Source organism: Streptomyces sp. NPDC048565, from assembly GCF_040650935.1.
Classification (GTDB): domain Bacteria; phylum Actinomycetota; class Actinomycetes; order Streptomycetales; family Streptomycetaceae; genus Streptomyces.
Genome location: NZ_JBEZIH010000028.1, coordinates 103,128 through 117,577, shown reverse-complemented (window position 1 = coordinate 117,577; position 14,450 = coordinate 103,128). Strand labels below are relative to the sequence as shown.

Annotated in this window: 12 protein-coding genes and 3 pseudogenes; 4 read left to right on the top strand and 11 right to left on the bottom strand. The window is 68.4% G+C overall.

What is annotated here, in order from left to right; translation table 11 throughout:
* Positions 1-187: 187 nt before the first annotated feature.
* The 5 genes from AB0C75_RS29280 to AB0C75_RS29260 all read right to left on the bottom strand — a co-directional run bounded on the left by AB0C75_RS29280 (position 188) and on the right by AB0C75_RS29260 (position 5,766).
* Positions 188-1,036, bottom strand: a complete 849-nt coding sequence (locus AB0C75_RS29280; protein ID WP_362894741.1) for an inositol monophosphatase family protein — start codon at positions 1,034-1,036, stop codon at positions 188-190.
* A gap of 109 nt (positions 1,037-1,145) precedes the next feature.
* Positions 1,146-2,519: a GH1 family beta-glucosidase gene (locus tag AB0C75_RS29275; protein WP_362894740.1), complete on the bottom strand. Its 1,374-nt coding sequence runs from the start codon at positions 2,517-2,519 to the stop codon at positions 1,146-1,148.
* A 43-nt stretch (positions 2,520-2,562) separates the two neighbouring features.
* Entirely contained in the window at positions 2,563-3,402 is an 840-nt protein-coding gene (locus tag AB0C75_RS29270; RefSeq protein WP_362894745.1) for a carbohydrate ABC transporter permease, read from the bottom strand.
* A gap of 40 nt (positions 3,403-3,442) precedes the next feature.
* Positions 3,443-4,441, bottom strand: coding sequence for a sugar ABC transporter permease (locus tag AB0C75_RS29265; protein WP_362894739.1), 999 nt, complete (start codon positions 4,439-4,441; stop codon positions 3,443-3,445).
* A gap of 11 nt (positions 4,442-4,452) precedes the next feature.
* Positions 4,453-5,766, bottom strand: coding sequence for a sugar ABC transporter substrate-binding protein (locus tag AB0C75_RS29260; protein WP_362894738.1), 1,314 nt, complete (start codon positions 5,764-5,766; stop codon positions 4,453-4,455).
* A gap of 186 nt (positions 5,767-5,952) precedes the next feature.
* Between AB0C75_RS29260 and AB0C75_RS29255 the strand changes: the two genes are divergently transcribed.
* Positions 5,953-7,242 (top strand): ROK family transcriptional regulator, encoded by a 1,290-nt coding sequence (locus AB0C75_RS29255; protein WP_362894737.1) that lies wholly within the window; start codon positions 5,953-5,955, stop codon positions 7,240-7,242.
* 93 nt (positions 7,243-7,335) lie between these two features.
* Here AB0C75_RS29255 and AB0C75_RS29250 read toward each other — a convergent pair whose 3' ends face one another.
* Together AB0C75_RS29250 and AB0C75_RS29245 are read right to left on the bottom strand one after the other, a co-directional pair.
* Positions 7,336-9,201 (bottom strand): gamma-glutamyltransferase, encoded by a 1,866-nt coding sequence (locus AB0C75_RS29250; RefSeq protein ID WP_362894736.1) that lies wholly within the window; start codon positions 9,199-9,201, stop codon positions 7,336-7,338.
* Between the two features lie 48 nt (positions 9,202-9,249).
* Positions 9,250-9,477, bottom strand: a complete 228-nt coding sequence (locus AB0C75_RS29245; RefSeq protein WP_362894735.1) for an integrase — start codon at positions 9,475-9,477, stop codon at positions 9,250-9,252.
* A 234-nt stretch (positions 9,478-9,711) separates the two neighbouring features.
* Between AB0C75_RS29245 and AB0C75_RS29240 the strand changes: the two genes are divergently transcribed.
* Positions 9,712-9,942 carry a hypothetical protein gene (locus AB0C75_RS29240; protein ID WP_362894734.1) on the top strand — a complete coding sequence of 77 codons (231 nt, stop codon included), beginning with the start codon at positions 9,712-9,714 and terminating at the stop codon, positions 9,940-9,942.
* Between the two features lie 18 nt (positions 9,943-9,960).
* On the opposite strand, the gene AB0C75_RS29235 is transcribed toward AB0C75_RS29240, so the two are convergent.
* The 3 genes and pseudogenes from AB0C75_RS29235 to AB0C75_RS29225 form a co-directional block, all read right to left on the bottom strand.
* A protein-coding gene (locus AB0C75_RS29235) for an IS5 family transposase (RefSeq protein ID WP_362894733.1) occupies positions 9,961-10,745 on the bottom strand; the annotation gives its coding sequence in 2 pieces (ribosomal slippage) (positions 9,961-10,425 and positions 10,428-10,745; 783 coding nt in all).
* A 113-nt stretch (positions 10,746-10,858) separates the two neighbouring features.
* Positions 10,859-11,136 (bottom strand): annotated as a pseudogene (locus AB0C75_RS29230) (integrase core domain-containing protein); the annotation flags it as partial.
* A gap of 28 nt (positions 11,137-11,164) precedes the next feature.
* Positions 11,165-11,352: pseudogene (locus AB0C75_RS29225) on the bottom strand (IS30 family transposase); the annotation flags it as partial.
* Positions 11,353-11,548: 196 nt separating this feature from the next.
* Between AB0C75_RS29225 and AB0C75_RS29220 the strand changes: the two are divergent.
* Positions 11,549-12,046, top strand: coding sequence for a hypothetical protein (locus AB0C75_RS29220; RefSeq protein WP_362894732.1), 498 nt, complete (start codon positions 11,549-11,551; stop codon positions 12,044-12,046).
* Between the two features lie 195 nt (positions 12,047-12,241).
* Here AB0C75_RS29220 and AB0C75_RS29215 read toward each other — a convergent pair.
* Positions 12,242-12,415, bottom strand: a pseudogene (locus AB0C75_RS29215) (NUDIX domain-containing protein); the annotation flags it as partial.
* Positions 12,416-12,989: 574 nt separating this feature from the next.
* Here AB0C75_RS29215 and AB0C75_RS29210 point away from each other — a divergent pair.
* A complete protein-coding gene (locus tag AB0C75_RS29210; RefSeq protein WP_362894731.1) occupies positions 12,990-14,255 on the top strand; it encodes a PIN domain-containing protein in 1,266 nt (421 codons plus the stop codon).
* The last annotated feature ends 195 nt before the right edge of the window (positions 14,256-14,450 follow it).

Below are 14,450 nucleotides of genomic sequence, written 5' to 3'. Positions count from 1 at the left end.
GCGTGCGATCGCAAGGCGGAGGGTCGCCCCGATACTGGGTGTATCGGGGTGATCCCGACAACGCGGCGAGCGTGCGTGCCAGGCGTCGCCGGGCAGGCGGGACTTTCGAAACCCGCCCTAGCAGCACACGGACTACGGCTGTGGCCGGTACGGGACTCCCGTACCGGCCACAGCCGCGAAACAGGCCTCAGCTTCCCCCGGCCCGCAGGGCCGCGAGGATCCGCTCCGCCGTCGCCTCGTCCCTGGCCGCGGTGAACGGCAGGGCGTTCCCGCCGGTGATGCGGTACGGGACGCCTGACAGCGTCGACTGGGTACCACCCGCCTCGGTGACCAGCAGCAGACCCGCGGCGTGGTCCCAGGCGAACTCCCAATTGAATGCGACGCCGTCCTGGGCCCCGCTGGCCACGGCGAGGTACTCGAGACCGGCCGAGCCGCACGCGCGGGCGTCGATGCCCTCGGTCCGCAGGCCGAGCAGCGCGCGCTTCTGGGCCTCAGAGGTGTAGTCCGGGTGGGACATGGCCACCTTGAGCACCGCACCGGGCGCGGGTGAACCACTGTGCAGCGCGGTGCCGTTGAGGGTGGCGCCCCGGCCGCGTACGGCGACGGCCATCTCGTCGAGGACGGGGGCGTACGTCCAGGAGGCGTACACCTCTCCGTGCCGGGCGAGGGCGACGAGTGTGCAGAAGCCGGGCTCGCCGTGCACGAACTGGCGGGTGCCGTCGACCGGGTCGACGATCCACACGGGTGCGTCGCCGCCGAGCGCGTCGTAGACCGTGGGGTCGGCGTGGACGGCCTCCTCGCCGACGACGACCGAGCCGGGCAGGAGCCGGGTCAGGGATGCGGTGAGGTGTTCCTCGGCGAGCCGGTCGGCGGCGGTGACCAGGTCGTGCGGGCCGCTCTTCTCGACGATCTCGTGTGCGGCCAGCTGCTGGTAGCGCGGCAGGATCTCCGCGGCGGCCGCGGCCCTGACCGCCGCCTCCACCTCGGCCGTCGCCCCGGCGTGCCCGGCGGTCCCGTACAGAAAGTCATCGATCATGACCCCAGCTAAGCACGGTCCGCCGGAGAGCTCCGAGCAGGGCTTCCGTGCCCGCGCACCCCGTGTGCCCCGGTCCGCCGGGGACCGGGACACACGGGGGCGGCGCGGATCAGTCCGAGCCGTCGGCGCGGCTCAGGGCCTCGCGGTGTGCGCGGATGATGCCCGCGTAGCTGCGACCGCTGGCCTTCACGGTGCGGCGCTGCGTCTCGTAGTCGACGTGGACCAGGCCGAAGCGCTTGTCGTAGCCGTACGCCCATTCGTAGTTGTCCAGCAACGACCAGGCGTAGTAGCCGGCCAGCGGTGCCCCCTTGCGGGCCGCACGGGCACAGGCCGCCAGGTGGTCGCGCAGGTAGGCGGTGCGCTCGGAGTCGTCGATGACGCCGTCGGCACCGATCACGTCCGGGTAGGAGGAGCCGTTCTCGGTGACGTACAGCTCGCGCGCCCCGTACTCCTCGGTGAGGCGCAGCAGCAGCGACTCGATGCCGCTCGCGTCGACCTCCCAGTCCATGCCGGTACGCGGCCGGTGCGGCCTCTCCACCTGGCGGGCGAAGGGCGCGGGGCCGTCCGGGTCGTCCTCGACGACGGCGGGGAAGTAGTAGTTGAGTCCCAGCCAGTCGAGATCGGTGGCGATGGTCCGCAGGTCTCCGTCGCGCACGGGCAGGTCCACGCCGTAGACGTCGACCATGTCCTCCGGGAAGCCACGGCCGTGCACCGGGTCGAGCCACCAGCGGTTGGTGTGTCCGTCCGCCCTGCGGGCGGCCGCGATGTCCTCTGGGCTGTCCGACGCGGGGGCGACGGTGGAGAGGTTGTTGACGATGCCGACCCGGGCACCCGGGGCCGCGGCACGGATCGCCTGGGTGGCCAGGCCGTGTCCGAGCAGCAGGTGGTAGGAGGCCCGCACGGCGGTGGTCAGATCGGTGATGCCCGGGGCCATCCGCCCTTCGAGGTGGCCGATCCACGCGGAGCACAGCGGTTCGTTGAGCGTCGCCCACCGGGTGACCCGGTCACCGAGCCGCTCGGCGAGCACCGACGCGTACGCGGCGAGGTGGTGGGCGGTGTCGCGGGCGGCCCAGCCGCCGCGGTCCTGGAGTACCTGGGGCAGGTCCCAGTGGTAGACGGTGACGCTGGGGGTGATGCCCGCTTCCAGCAGCCCGTCGATCAGCCGGTCGTAGAAGTCCAGTCCCTTGAGGTTGACCTCGCCGTCACCACCTGGCAGGACGCGCGGCCAGGCCACGGACAGCCGGTAGGCGTCCGTGCCCAGCTCCTTCATCAGCGCGATGTCCTCGCGCCAGCGGTGGTAGTGGTCGCAGGCGATGTCACCGTGGTCGTTGTTGTCGATCCTGCCCGGCGTGTGGGAGAAGACGTCCCAGATCGACGGGGAGCGGCCGTCCTCGCCGACGGCTCCCTCGATCTGGTAGGCGGACGTCGCCGTCCCCCAGGCGAAGTCCCTCGGCAGGGCTCCGAAGTCGATGGGCTCGGTCACGGATGTCCTTTCGTGCGGCGGGCCGGCGGGTGGCTCCGGTGGGTCACTTGACCGCTCCCGCGGTCAGCCCGGCCACCAGATAGCGCTGGAGCAGCAGGAACCCGGCGACCACGGGAATGCTCACGACGAGCGAGGCGGCCATGATCTGGTTCCAGTACACGTCGTTCTGGGTGGAGTAGCCCTGGAGACCGACGGCGAGGGTACGGGTGGTCTCCGTGGTCATGACGGAGGCGAACAGCACCTCGCCCCAGGCCGTCATGAACGCGTAGACGGCCACGGCGACGATGCCGGGAATCGCCGCGGGTACCACGACACGGAACAGGGCCTTGAGCGGCCCGCATCCGTCCACCATGGCGGCCTCGTCCAGCTCTCTCGGCACGGACTCGAAGTATCCGATGAGCATCCAGATCGAGAAGGGCAGCGAGAAGGTGAGGTAGGTGAGGATCAGACCACCGCGCGAGCCGAACAGTGCGATGCCGGTGGCCTCCCCGATGTTCACGTAGATCAGGAACAGCGGCAGCAGGAACAGGATGCCGGGGAACATCTGCGTGGACAGCACCGTGACGGTGAAGACCCGCTTCCCGCGGAACGTGTAGCGGCTGACGGCGTAGGCCGCGAACACCGCGATGATCACGGAGAGTACGGTCGCGGAGCCGGCCACGATCAGCGAGTTGACGAAGTACCGGCCGAGCGGCACCGTCCCCCAGATGTCGAAGTAGGGGCGGATCGTCAGTCCGGTGGGGATCCACTGGAACTTGCCCGACACATCCTCCAGCGGCTTGAGCGAGCTGGAGACCATGACGTACACGGGCAGCAGGACGAAGCCCGCCAGCAGGGTCAGAAAGACCCGCCGTGCCCAGATGAACGAGCGCGGGGAGGCCATCGGCGAGCGCGGGGCGCGGCGGCCTCCCAGGACGGTGTTGCTAGCCACGTGAGCCCTTCCTCCCTCTGGAGGTGAACAGCAGATAGATCGCCGTCACCAGGAGCAGGAACAGCAGCAGGAGGACCGACATGGCGGCTCCGGTGCCGAAGTTCCAGGTCGCGAACGACGATTGGTAGATGTGCACGGAGATGAGGTCCGCCGACTCCGGTGCCGCCTTGCCGAACAGCACGAACGGCGTGTTGAAGTCGTTGAACGTCCACAGGAACAGGACGAGGACCAGCACCTGGTTGACCGGGCGCAGGGACGGCAGGGTGATGCGGCGGATCTGCTGCCACATGCCGGCACCGTCCAGGGCGGCGGCCTCGTAGAGGTCCTTGGGGATGTTCTGCAGACCGGCCATCACGATCAGGAAGGCGAAGGGCCAGCCCTTCCAGACCGAGACGACCAGCAGGGTGAAGAAGGCGTTGTCACCGATGAGCCAGAAGGGCAGCCCGTCGGTGAGGCCGAGCTGGTCGTGCAGGACGTGGTTCACCAGGCCGTTGTCACGCTGGAACATGAACGCCCAGGTGATGACCGCCGCGTAGACGGGCAGGGCGTACGGCACGAGGAACAGCGTCCGCAGGAAGCCCCGGCCCGCGAAGGCCTCCTGCATGAAGATGCTCGCCGCGACACCCAGCAGCCAGCACAGGCCGACCGCGAGCACGGTGAACAGGCAGGTGACCCAGAACGAGTGGAGCAGGGCCTTGCCGACCGGTGCGTCGAAGTCGACGGCGATCCTGAAGTTCTCCAGGCCGCGCCATGGAGCGGCGGACCAGTCCCGCAGATAGAACTGCGTGAGCTCCTTGAACGCCATGACGAAGCCGAAGCCGATCGGCACCAGATGGACGAGGAGTTCCAGCAGGACGGCGGGAAGCAGCAGCAGATAAGGGAGCCCGATGCGGCGGATGCGCCCGGGGCGGCGCTGCTTGCGCGGCGCCTCCCCGGGCGTGTCCTGATGCACCGTCGGGCTCCCCTTGTCGGGGTTCACGATGGTGGTCATGGACGCATCACTCACTGACTGGCCATCTGCTGCTCAGCCTTGGTGAGCTCGGCCTTGACGTCCGCTGTGGTGATCGCCGCGCCGCCCGCGGCCTTGGCGAAGAGCGACTTGACCGCGGTGCCGACGGACGTCTCGAACTGCGACTCGTCGGGTACCTGCGGCAGAGCGGCCGCACTGGTGGCGAGCGTCTCCCTCAGCACCTTGAGCTCGGGCCGGTCGAACGCCGGGGCGTCCTGGGCCGCCTTCACCGGCGGGACCGAACCGTACGCCTCGCAGAGGATCTTCTGCTCCTCGTCGCTCGTCATGAACTTCACGAAGTCCGTGGCGCCGTCGAGGTTCTTGCTGTTCTTGAAGATGCCGATGTTGATACCGGCGACCATCGAGTTGAGCTGCTCACCCTCGCCCGGCGCGCCGGACTGGACCGGCACCGGGGCGACACCCCACTCGGAGTCCTTCATGCCCTGGGACTTGAACGTGGTGGCCGCGGCCTGCCACAGCACCATGGCGGTCTTGCCCTTGGAGAAGTCGCTGAGCGACTGGTTCTGCGCGTACTCCGCGTTGCCGGGCGCGATGATCTTGTCCTTGGCCATCAGGTCGACGTACTGCTTGACCGCCGCCACGACCCCGTCATCGGTGAAGGTCGGCTTGCCCGAGGAGTCGAAGAAGTCCGCACCGTGCTGCTTGGCCAGGGCGAACACCTGGTGGATGTTGTTGGAGAGGTTCGACCCCTCGGCCCCGATCCCCCACTTGCCGTCCTTCGAGATCTTCTTGCCCGCCTCGGAGACCTCGGCCCAGGTGGCCGGCGGCTTCTCGATGCCGGCCTCCTCGAACATCGCCTTGTTGTAATAGAGGGCGTAGGCCATCGAGTAGAGCGGAAGCGCGGCCGGGTCCTTGTCCTCGGCCCCCGTCGAACCGAGCGCCGATTCCACGAAGCGGTCACGCCCGCCGACCTTCTCGAAGTTCTTGTCGTCCCAGGGCAGCAGGGCGCCGGTCGCCTGGAGCGAGGACGACCAGGTGTTGCCGATGTTCAGGACGTCGGGGCCCTGACCCGACGTCGTGGCCGTGAGGATGCGGGTGAGCAGGTCCGACCAGGGGACCACCTCCAGCTTGACCTTGATGCCGGTCTGCTTCTCGAACTTCTTCAGCTCGGGAGTGAGGATCTTCTTGTCGGCTTCGAGGTTGGGGCCCTGGTTGGAGGCCCAGTAGGTGAGCGTCTTGGGTGAACCGGCCCCGCCGCCCGCGGACTCGCCGCCGCCACATGCGGTCGCGGCAGCGAGCAGAGATACGACGGCCACACTGCTGGCGGCCATTCGGATTCTTCGCATGCTCCAGGTGTCCCTTCCTGAGGAGCTCCATGCCGGAAATGCCGAGCCCACGGCCAGACCCCCGGCACGTGGACCATGCGCCCCCCATGGCTTAATTTATGATGTGAGTTAAGCCTCAGGGAAAGGTCGCGTCAAGAGTCTGCGTCGGGGTAGCGTTCCTGAGAAGCGAGTGGTGGAGGAGCCCAGATGGCCCAGCGGACCAGACGTACGGTGCGCGACCTGCGCAGGGACAGCCGAGCGGCCGTATTGCAACGGTTGTATTTCGAAGGGTCGATGAGCCGCCAGGAGCTCGGCCCTGCCACCGGCCTCAGCTCGGGCTCCGTCAGCAACGTTGTTGCGGAACTCGTCGCCGAAGGCCTGGTGGAGGAGGCGGGCAGCGTGGAGTCGGACGGCGGACGCCCCCGCACCCTGCTGCGGGTCAATCCGCGCAGCGGCCACCTGATCGGCATCGACGTCGGAGAGACCCGGGTCAGGATCGAGGCCTTCGACTTCACCCTGTCCGAACTCGCCCGCACCGAACGCCCCTTGGCGGAGAACCTCTACGAGGTCGGCGTGATCGTGGAGCACATCCGCAGCGGCATCGAGGAGGTGCTGGCCGAGACCGGGCTCCCCGCGGACGGCCTCCTCGGTGTGGGGATCGGCGTCCCGGGCGTGGTGGAACGGGATCCGGCGAGGGGCTCGGTCGTGCACGGCCAGACCATCGGCTGGGACGCGGTCCCCCTGGAGGCGCTGCTGCGCGAGTCCGGCGGACTCCCGGACTCCGTGCCGTACTTCATCGACAACGGCGCCAAGACGCTCGGCCAGGCCGAGATGTGGTTCGGGGCCGGCCGCGGCGCGCGCAGCGCCGTGGCGATCCTGTTCGGCTCCGGTGTCGGCGCGTGCCTCTTCGCCGAAGGCGCCCCGCAGGGCCAGGCCCTCGAATGGGGCCATCTGACCGTGCACGTGGGCGGACGGCGCTGCCGCTGCGGTTCACCGGGGTGCCTGGAGGCGTACGCCGGGGCGGAGGCGGTCCTCCAGCGCTGGCAGGAGGCCGGGGGGACCCCTCCCGAAGGCGTCGACGAGGAGACCCGCCTGACCGCTCTCCTCACCGCCGCGGCTCCGCAGGACGGCAGCGAGCCCGACCCGGCGGCCCGCACGGTGATCAGGGAGACCGCCGAGTATCTGGGCGCCGGGCTGGCCGGCCTCATCAATCTCCTCCAGCCGGAGCGCATCCTCGTCGGAGGCTGGGCCGGGCTCCAGTTCGGGGCCGGCTTCCTGGAGGAGGTGCGGGCCCACGCGGTGGCCTACTCACTGACGCACCCGGCCGCGAAGGTCACCATGGACCTGGGCAAGCTGGGCCCCGACGCGGTCACCGTGGGCGCCGCGACCCTTCCCCTCGCCGACTTCCTGGGCCGCGGCGGACGCGGCACCACACCGGTGCAGGAGGCCACTCCCCCGGCCTGGCGCGCGGCCCTCGAGGACCGCGTACTGAACTGAGGCCGCCCCAGGAGAACTTCCCCGGTGCGGCTCACCGCCCCGGGGAGCCGGGTCCGGCCGGCGTCGGCGGACGCCGGCCGGGCGTCCCCGGGTTCAGCGGCCGACCGCGTATCCCTGCATCCCGCGCGGATTGGCGGCGGCGGACAGGACGCCGGTCTCCGGATCCCTGGCGACGGCGCACATCCGGCCCTCGGACCACGGGTCGCCGACCGTGACGTCGTGGCCGCGCCGGCGCAGTTCCGCGACGACCTCCTGGTCGATGCCCTCCTCGACGGTGACGCTGCCTGGGCGCATCCCGCGCGGGAAGAAGGAGCTGGGAAAGCTGTCGTTATGCCAGTTCGGGGCGTCGATGGCGCCCTGGAGGTCCAGGCCGCCACGGACCCGGCCGCGCAGCGCCACGGCGAGGAAGAAGTGCAGCTGCCACTGGTCCTGCTGGTCACCGCCTGGCGTGCCGAAAGCCATGACGGGAACTCCGTCGCGCAGGGCCAGGGACGGGGTGAGCGTGGTGCGCGGACGGCGGCCCGGGGTCAGTGTGTTGGGCAGGCCCTCGTCGAGCCAGGCCATCTGCAGCCGGGTGCCGAGCGGGAAACCGAGCTCGGGCACCACGGGGTTGGACTGGAGCCAGCCGCCGCTGGGGGTGGCGGCGACCATGTTGCCCCAGCGGTCGACGATGTCGAGGTGGCAGGTGTCGCCGCGGGTCGCCCCGTCCCTGGCGACCGTCGGCTCCCCCACACGGTCCGCGGTGACTGTCGGCTCGCCCGCGCCCTCCTTCGCGACCGTCGGCTCACCCGCACCGGCCACCGGGATGCTCATGGCGTCGAAGCCGGACTCGCCGGAGGCGACGGCGTGGGCGTGCGCGCCGAGGACCGGGGTGCGGCCGTCGGGGCTGCCGGGGCGGAGCTCCAGGGATGCGGTGTCCTCGATGAGCGCGCGGCGCTCGTCGTTGTACGGCCCGGAGAGCAGCGTGTCGAGCGGTACGCCGGTGGCGTCGCCGTACCAGGCCTCGCGGTCGGCCATGGCCAGCTTGCAGCCCTCGACGAGCAGATGGACGTAGTCGGCGGAGCCGTAGGCGGGGAGCTCGGGCGGCAGGAGGGCGAGCTGCTGGAGGAAGGCGGGGCCCTGGCTCCAGCCGGCCGCCTTGGCCAGCGTCCAGCCGTTCCACTCGTAGGTGGCGGGCGCTTCGTACGTCGCGGACCAGCCCGCCAGGTCGGCCGCCGCGAGGGTGCCGGTGTGTCGGGTCCCGCTGGTGTCCATGGTGGGTACGGCGGCCTGGCGCACCAGCGCCTCGGCTATGAACCCCGTACGCCAGACGGCGCGGGCTGCGTCGATCTGCGCGGCGCGGTCCTCGCCGCCCGCCTCCTCGGCCTCGGATATCAGGCGGCGCCAGGTGGCGGCGAGGGCGGGGTTGCGGAACAGCTTGCCGGGCTCGGGCGCCTTTCCGCCGGGCAGGTAGAGCTCGGCGGATGCAGGCCACTCGGTCTCGAAGAGCTCGCGGACGGTCTCCACGGTCTGGCCGACACGCTCGACGGGGGCGTGGCCGTCATCGGCGTACCCGATCGCGTAGCGCAGGACCTCGGAGAGGGTCTTCGTCCCGTGGTCGCGCAGCAGAAGCATCCAGGCGTCGAAGGCGCCGGGCACGGCGGCGGCGAGCGGCCCGGTGCCGGGGACCAGGTCGAGGCCGAGTGAGCGGTAGTGCGCGGCGGAGGCGCCGGCGGGGGCCGGGCCCTGTCCGCACAGCACCCGCACCTCGCCGTCCTTGGGCGCGAGGATCATCGGGACCTCGCCGGCCGGGCCGTTGAGGTGGGGCTCGACGACATGCAGGACGAATCCGGCGGCGACGGCCGCGTCGTAGGCGTTACCGCCGTCCTCCAGGACGGCCATCGCGGACTGCGAGGCGAGCCAGTGGGTGGAGGACACCATGCCGAAGGTGCCCTGGAGGGTGGGGCGGGTGGTGAACATACAGGTCTGACCTCGCTGTTTACGCGTGCCGGACCATCGAATCCGTACTCAGGATCCGGCCTGGGGAGAATCTGGGGAGTTCGGACCGAACTCTCCTCGGCGCGGCTCCCCCAGCAGACTATCGATCGCCCTGCGTCCCTTCTTCCCCGCCTCCGGCATGAAGTGCGCGTAGTGATCGAGCGTGATGGTCGGCGATGAATGGCCCAACCACTTGGCGAGTGTGACGACAGACTCTCCTGCCTCCAGCACGAGGGATGCGTACGTGTGCCTCAGCACATGGAACCCGTCCTTCGGCGCCGCTTGCCACTGCCAAGGTTTCGCCCCCTTGACACGCGTAGGGATAACACCTGCCCTGGCCAAGGCAGGCTTCCAGATCTCGGTGTTCCACGTGTTGGCGGCGATCGCGTTCCCGTACTTCGTTGTCAGTACGAGGCCGAACTTCTATCGCTCCCTGTCCGATTCAGGACCGCCCCAGGGAAGCTCGACCGTGTCGCCGGGGTACGCCCTGGCATGCTTCACCAGCTCGTCGGCCACGGAAGGCGGCATGTCCGCAACACGGGTTTTCCCACCCTTTGGAAGGGCAAAGTATTTCCGGCCATTGAGTATCTGCACCTGCCGTCGGATGTGGAGGACTCCTCGCGTGTGATCGATGTCCTCCATGCTCAGGCCGAAGACTTCGCCCTGACGCAGACCACACCCAAGCCCAAGAATTACCGCTATGAGCTCGTAACACGATCATGATCGGGCCTTCTTGAGTCGTCACCAGCAGATGAGGCTGCAGGCGAGGGATACGAAGGCGTCGTGGAGTTCAGTCCGGCGTTCCCAGCGGACTGCGAGGCGTTTGAAGTGGTGGAGCAGGGCGAAGGCCTGCTCCACGACGTAGCGGAGCTTGCCGATGCCCTTGATGTTGGGTGATCCCTTGCGGGAGATGACCGGCAGGATCCGCCGGTGACGGAGCTCGTCGCGGTGTGCGTTGGAGTCGTAGCCCTTGTCGCCGAGCAGGGCGTCGGGCCGGCGGCGGGGGCGGCCTGGACGGCCCGAGACGGGAGGGATCCCGTCGACCAGCGCGAGAGTCTGGGTGACGTCGTTGACGTTGGCCGCGGTCGTGATGACCTTGAGCGGGACGCCGCGTCCGTCGCAGATCAGGTGGTGCTTGCTGCCCGTCTTCCGCCGGTCGACCGGCGACGGACTGGTGTCGGCGCCCCCTTTTTCGCGCGGACGTGGGAACCATCCACACACGCCCGCGACCAGTCGAGCTCGCCGGCCGCGTTCAGTTCGGCGAGCAGGACCCGGTGCAGCCGGTCGAAGACTCCTGCCTTCTGCCATCGGTCCAGACGCCGCCAGCATGTCTGTCCCGAGCCGAACCCCAGCTCCAGCGGCAGCAGTTGCCAGGCTATGTCGTTGTAGAGGACGAACAGGATGCCCTGGAGGCAGAGCCGGTCCCACACCGGCCGCGGCCCCGACGACCGATCCGGCCACGGCGGCAGCAACGGCTCGATCAGAGCCCACAACTCATCGTCCACGATCCACGGTCGAGTACCCACACCCTCACGAACGGCCGAATCGTCACACCAGTAACGCCCCACCAGCCAACATCAACAAGATCGTGTTACGAGCTCTATACGGTGGGGCCCTGACCCCGAATCCTGAACACGGGTTATGCGGCTGGGGCCAGCGTAGTTGGTGTGAGGTGGAGGGCGTTCTCGAAGGCGATCGGTGATCGTTGTCCGAGGCGGGAGTGTCGGCGTCGGGTGTTGTAGCGGTGGCGCCATCGGAAGGCGTCGAAGCGGGCCTCACGCTCGTCTGGCCAGCTCTTTCGTCCTTGCAGGGTCTCGCGTTTGAAGGTCGCGTTGAAGGACTCGGCAAGTGCGTTGTCCGCGCTGGACCCGACCGCGCTCATGCTTCGTCGACCCCTGCTGCTCTGCAGGCTTCGGCCAATGCCCTGCTCGTGTACTGACCGGATTCAAACGGTCGTTGCAACACCAGCTTGTTGATACAACTGTAGCTGCTCGTTGAACGCTTCGGCGGGTGTCTTCCAACCGAGCGTCTTGCGGGGTCTGTTGTTGAGAGTGTGAGCGACGGCCTCGACTTCCTCGGCGGACCATCTCGAGAGATCGGTGCCTTCGGGAAGTACTGGCGCAAGAGCCCGTTGGGCGCAGCATGCCGGTGTTGCGCCGCCGCACCGCACTTTCCTCGTTCGTCGTGTGGCTCAAAGAGATCAGCGTCGTCCCGGAATACCCCTAAGTTCGAGATCTCCGGCACTGTCCACTGCTGGTGGCCAGCCACGAGCAAGGATCTGACATTGGAATCGACGCAGCCCCAACATCCCCGGCAGAGCCTTGGCATCATGGTCGGTCTCTTCTGGATCCAGAGCGGAGGGACGTACCTCGGCACGCCCCCGGTCCCTCCAGCGCCCGGCGTGCTTCTTTCGGCGACAGGGCCGCTGGTCGTCGGGCCCGACCCGCAGGAAACGCTCTGGTCCGACGTGAGGGACCTGCGGGTGACCGAAGCACCAGCTCGGTCGACCGCAGCCCGATGGGCCGCCCGCGCGGCGAGCGTTGCCGCGGCAGCCCTGAACGCCTGGACCCCACCTGGGCCCGTCGAGATGACCGTAGTGATGACCGCCGGCGGCCATGAAACCACGACGCCGGTCTTCTCGGGTGCCTCCAGCGCCTACACCGAGCGCGAGGTCGACCTCTCCCACGGGCTGCTCGCACGCTTCGTCCGAGGCGAGTCCTCACCCGCCGTCATGTCCGACTGGTGGAACGCAGAACAGCAGCCCGACGGAGCACTGCCGTCGCGACACCGCGAGGCTCTTCTCGAGAGCTGGCTGCACATGGGATGAGCACACCGCCTCGCGCCGGAGTGCGGCAGCCGCTGCCGCGCCGTTCCGCCGGCGCTTTCCCACCTCCCTCACGAACGAGAGGAACTACTCCACCGTGGGCATAAGCGCCCCGGACAAAGCCCCTGCCCAGCGCCCCGTACTGGTCTTCGACGGCGACTGCGGCTTCTGCCAGGCCGCCATCCAGCAAATATCATTTGTCTCGCGTACGGCCGCTTGCTCGGACGTCTCCCCTGCCTCGATCTCGCCCGCAGGAAACTGCCAGGACAGCTGGCCCTCGGAAATCCTGCGCCGGACCATCAGGACGCTCCCCTCGTGGACCACGATCGCAGCGGAGATGCCAGGCTGTTCCGCTGCCGTCTGCTCAGTCATGTGTCTACCCGGAAGACACCCAACCGCATTTACATACTGCGGACAGAGCTGTCCATGGCAGGATCGGCAATATGATCAACCTCGAATATGGGGGAAGTTCCGCAGCGCGCAACTCGTCGACCTCGCCACCGGTTCACTCCGCTCGAGCGCGCAGCACACGACGCCTTGTCGTCGTCGAGGCCGGCCGTGAACGGTTCACCTCCGCTCGAGCGGAGAGCACCCGTGGGCTGCTTCCCAGACCCGTTGCTGCTAACGGTTCACCTCCGCTCGAGCGGAGGTGAACCGTTAGCAGGAGATGAGGGAGCCGTCGGGGTCGCGGCGCGCACTGGCGTCGTCGTGACGTCACAGGTGGCCCTTCGTCAGCGAACCTGCCATCGGGGCGACAACCGTAGGCCTTTCGCACTTCGGGCACTCCACGCGGGGCAGCTTCACAGTGCCCAGTGTGGCCGTACCGGGAGCGTTGCGTACGCCCGTCCCAGTTTCTTGCGGGCAGAGCAACCAATTCGATGCGGCCTGTGATCACTTCTTGAGAGAGTGGCCACCTCACGCCAGGACCTGCACGCGGAGGAGCAACGTGATCATCCTCGACACGAACATACTTAAGGGCACCTCGCTCCGCGGGCCGGAAGCCGAGCTACTCCGTGCGATCCGCAGCAGCAGAGCCGAGCAGATCGGTGCCCCCTGGATCGTCTTGGAAGAGCTGGCCGCCCAAGAGGCGCTGCGCTACGAGAAGAAGTACGAGGCGGCAAGGGACGCCACGGAGGCGCTGAACAAGGCCACCCCTTGGGCAGACGTCACCGCTCCGAAGGGAGCCGAGGCTGAAGACGTCCGCGAGCATTGGCGCAGGAGATACAACCAGATCGTTGACACCCTGCCGACAAGTCCGTCCGCCTACCAAACGGCGCTCTTCCGCGAGGCGAATTGCCTCGCCCCGTGCAGGAGGTTGAGCAGCGACGACAAGACCGGGGCCCGGGACGCGGCGATCTGGCTGACCGCTGTGGCATACGCCCGCGAGCACGAAGCCGAAACCGTCTACTTCGTAAGCGCGGACTCCGACTTCGGCGACGGTTCGTCCCTCCAGGAACCCATGAGTCAGGACATAGCGGGGCTCGGAGATAGGTTCGTCTCCCTCTCGTCACTCGGGGACGTGCTGACCAAGTTCGCCACGGAATCGGAGGTCGACGAAGAAGAGCTGGCCGACCTCCTCAAAGATCCCTCGAAGCGCCGCTTCGTCAGCAACGCCATCCGGCGGATGCATCACTTCTCCGGCGCCGTCATCCTCGGGCCGCAACAGCTGGAAGAAGTCGGGTGCTGGCGATGGAACCGCCCGATGGATATCGGGTTCAGCTCTGTGTCCGACGTACGCGCCTACACGATTGCCGGACACCGGTGGTACACGGCAACAGTTCGCTGGCTCGTCTCCGGCCTCACCACCGAGGCCAGAGGCCGCGATGACGCGTACTGGGTCAACTGCTCAGTGCAGACTCGGGTACTGCTGAGCCCCGCCAGCAAGGGCCTGACCGTCCTTAGGTCCGAGCGACCACTCCCTATCACAGTCGAGGACATTCCCGACGTTCCAGCGCCCGCCCCCGACGATCCTCTGTCGGTGCAGGAATCGATGGAAATGCTGCTCCAACGCCGAGGGGCCGAGCTGGGCTCCACTCGGGACCTATTGGAACGCGTTCAGCGAGAGGTCCAACGCCTCGGAGGCACACACCCAGCAGGTGAACCCACCTACCCGCGACCAGACGACCGTCACCTCTCTGTAGGCGGGCGATGGCGGGCCATGACAGACGCACTGACTAGCCGGGAAGAGGATGAACTCTCCGAGGACGAGTAGCGCCAAAGGGCGGTACCTCCCCAGTGGCCGCCGCTCTCTCGCGCGGTGGCGACGAACTTCGCAATCGTCAGCGAATAGCGATCGTAAGCACCCGCAGGTTGGCCTCGACGGCGCCGTGGTATTCGGCCACGCAGGTCGACGGCCGCGTCACCTCTGAGACTGAATCAGCAGCTTCCGGCCTTCGTGTCGGTGCCG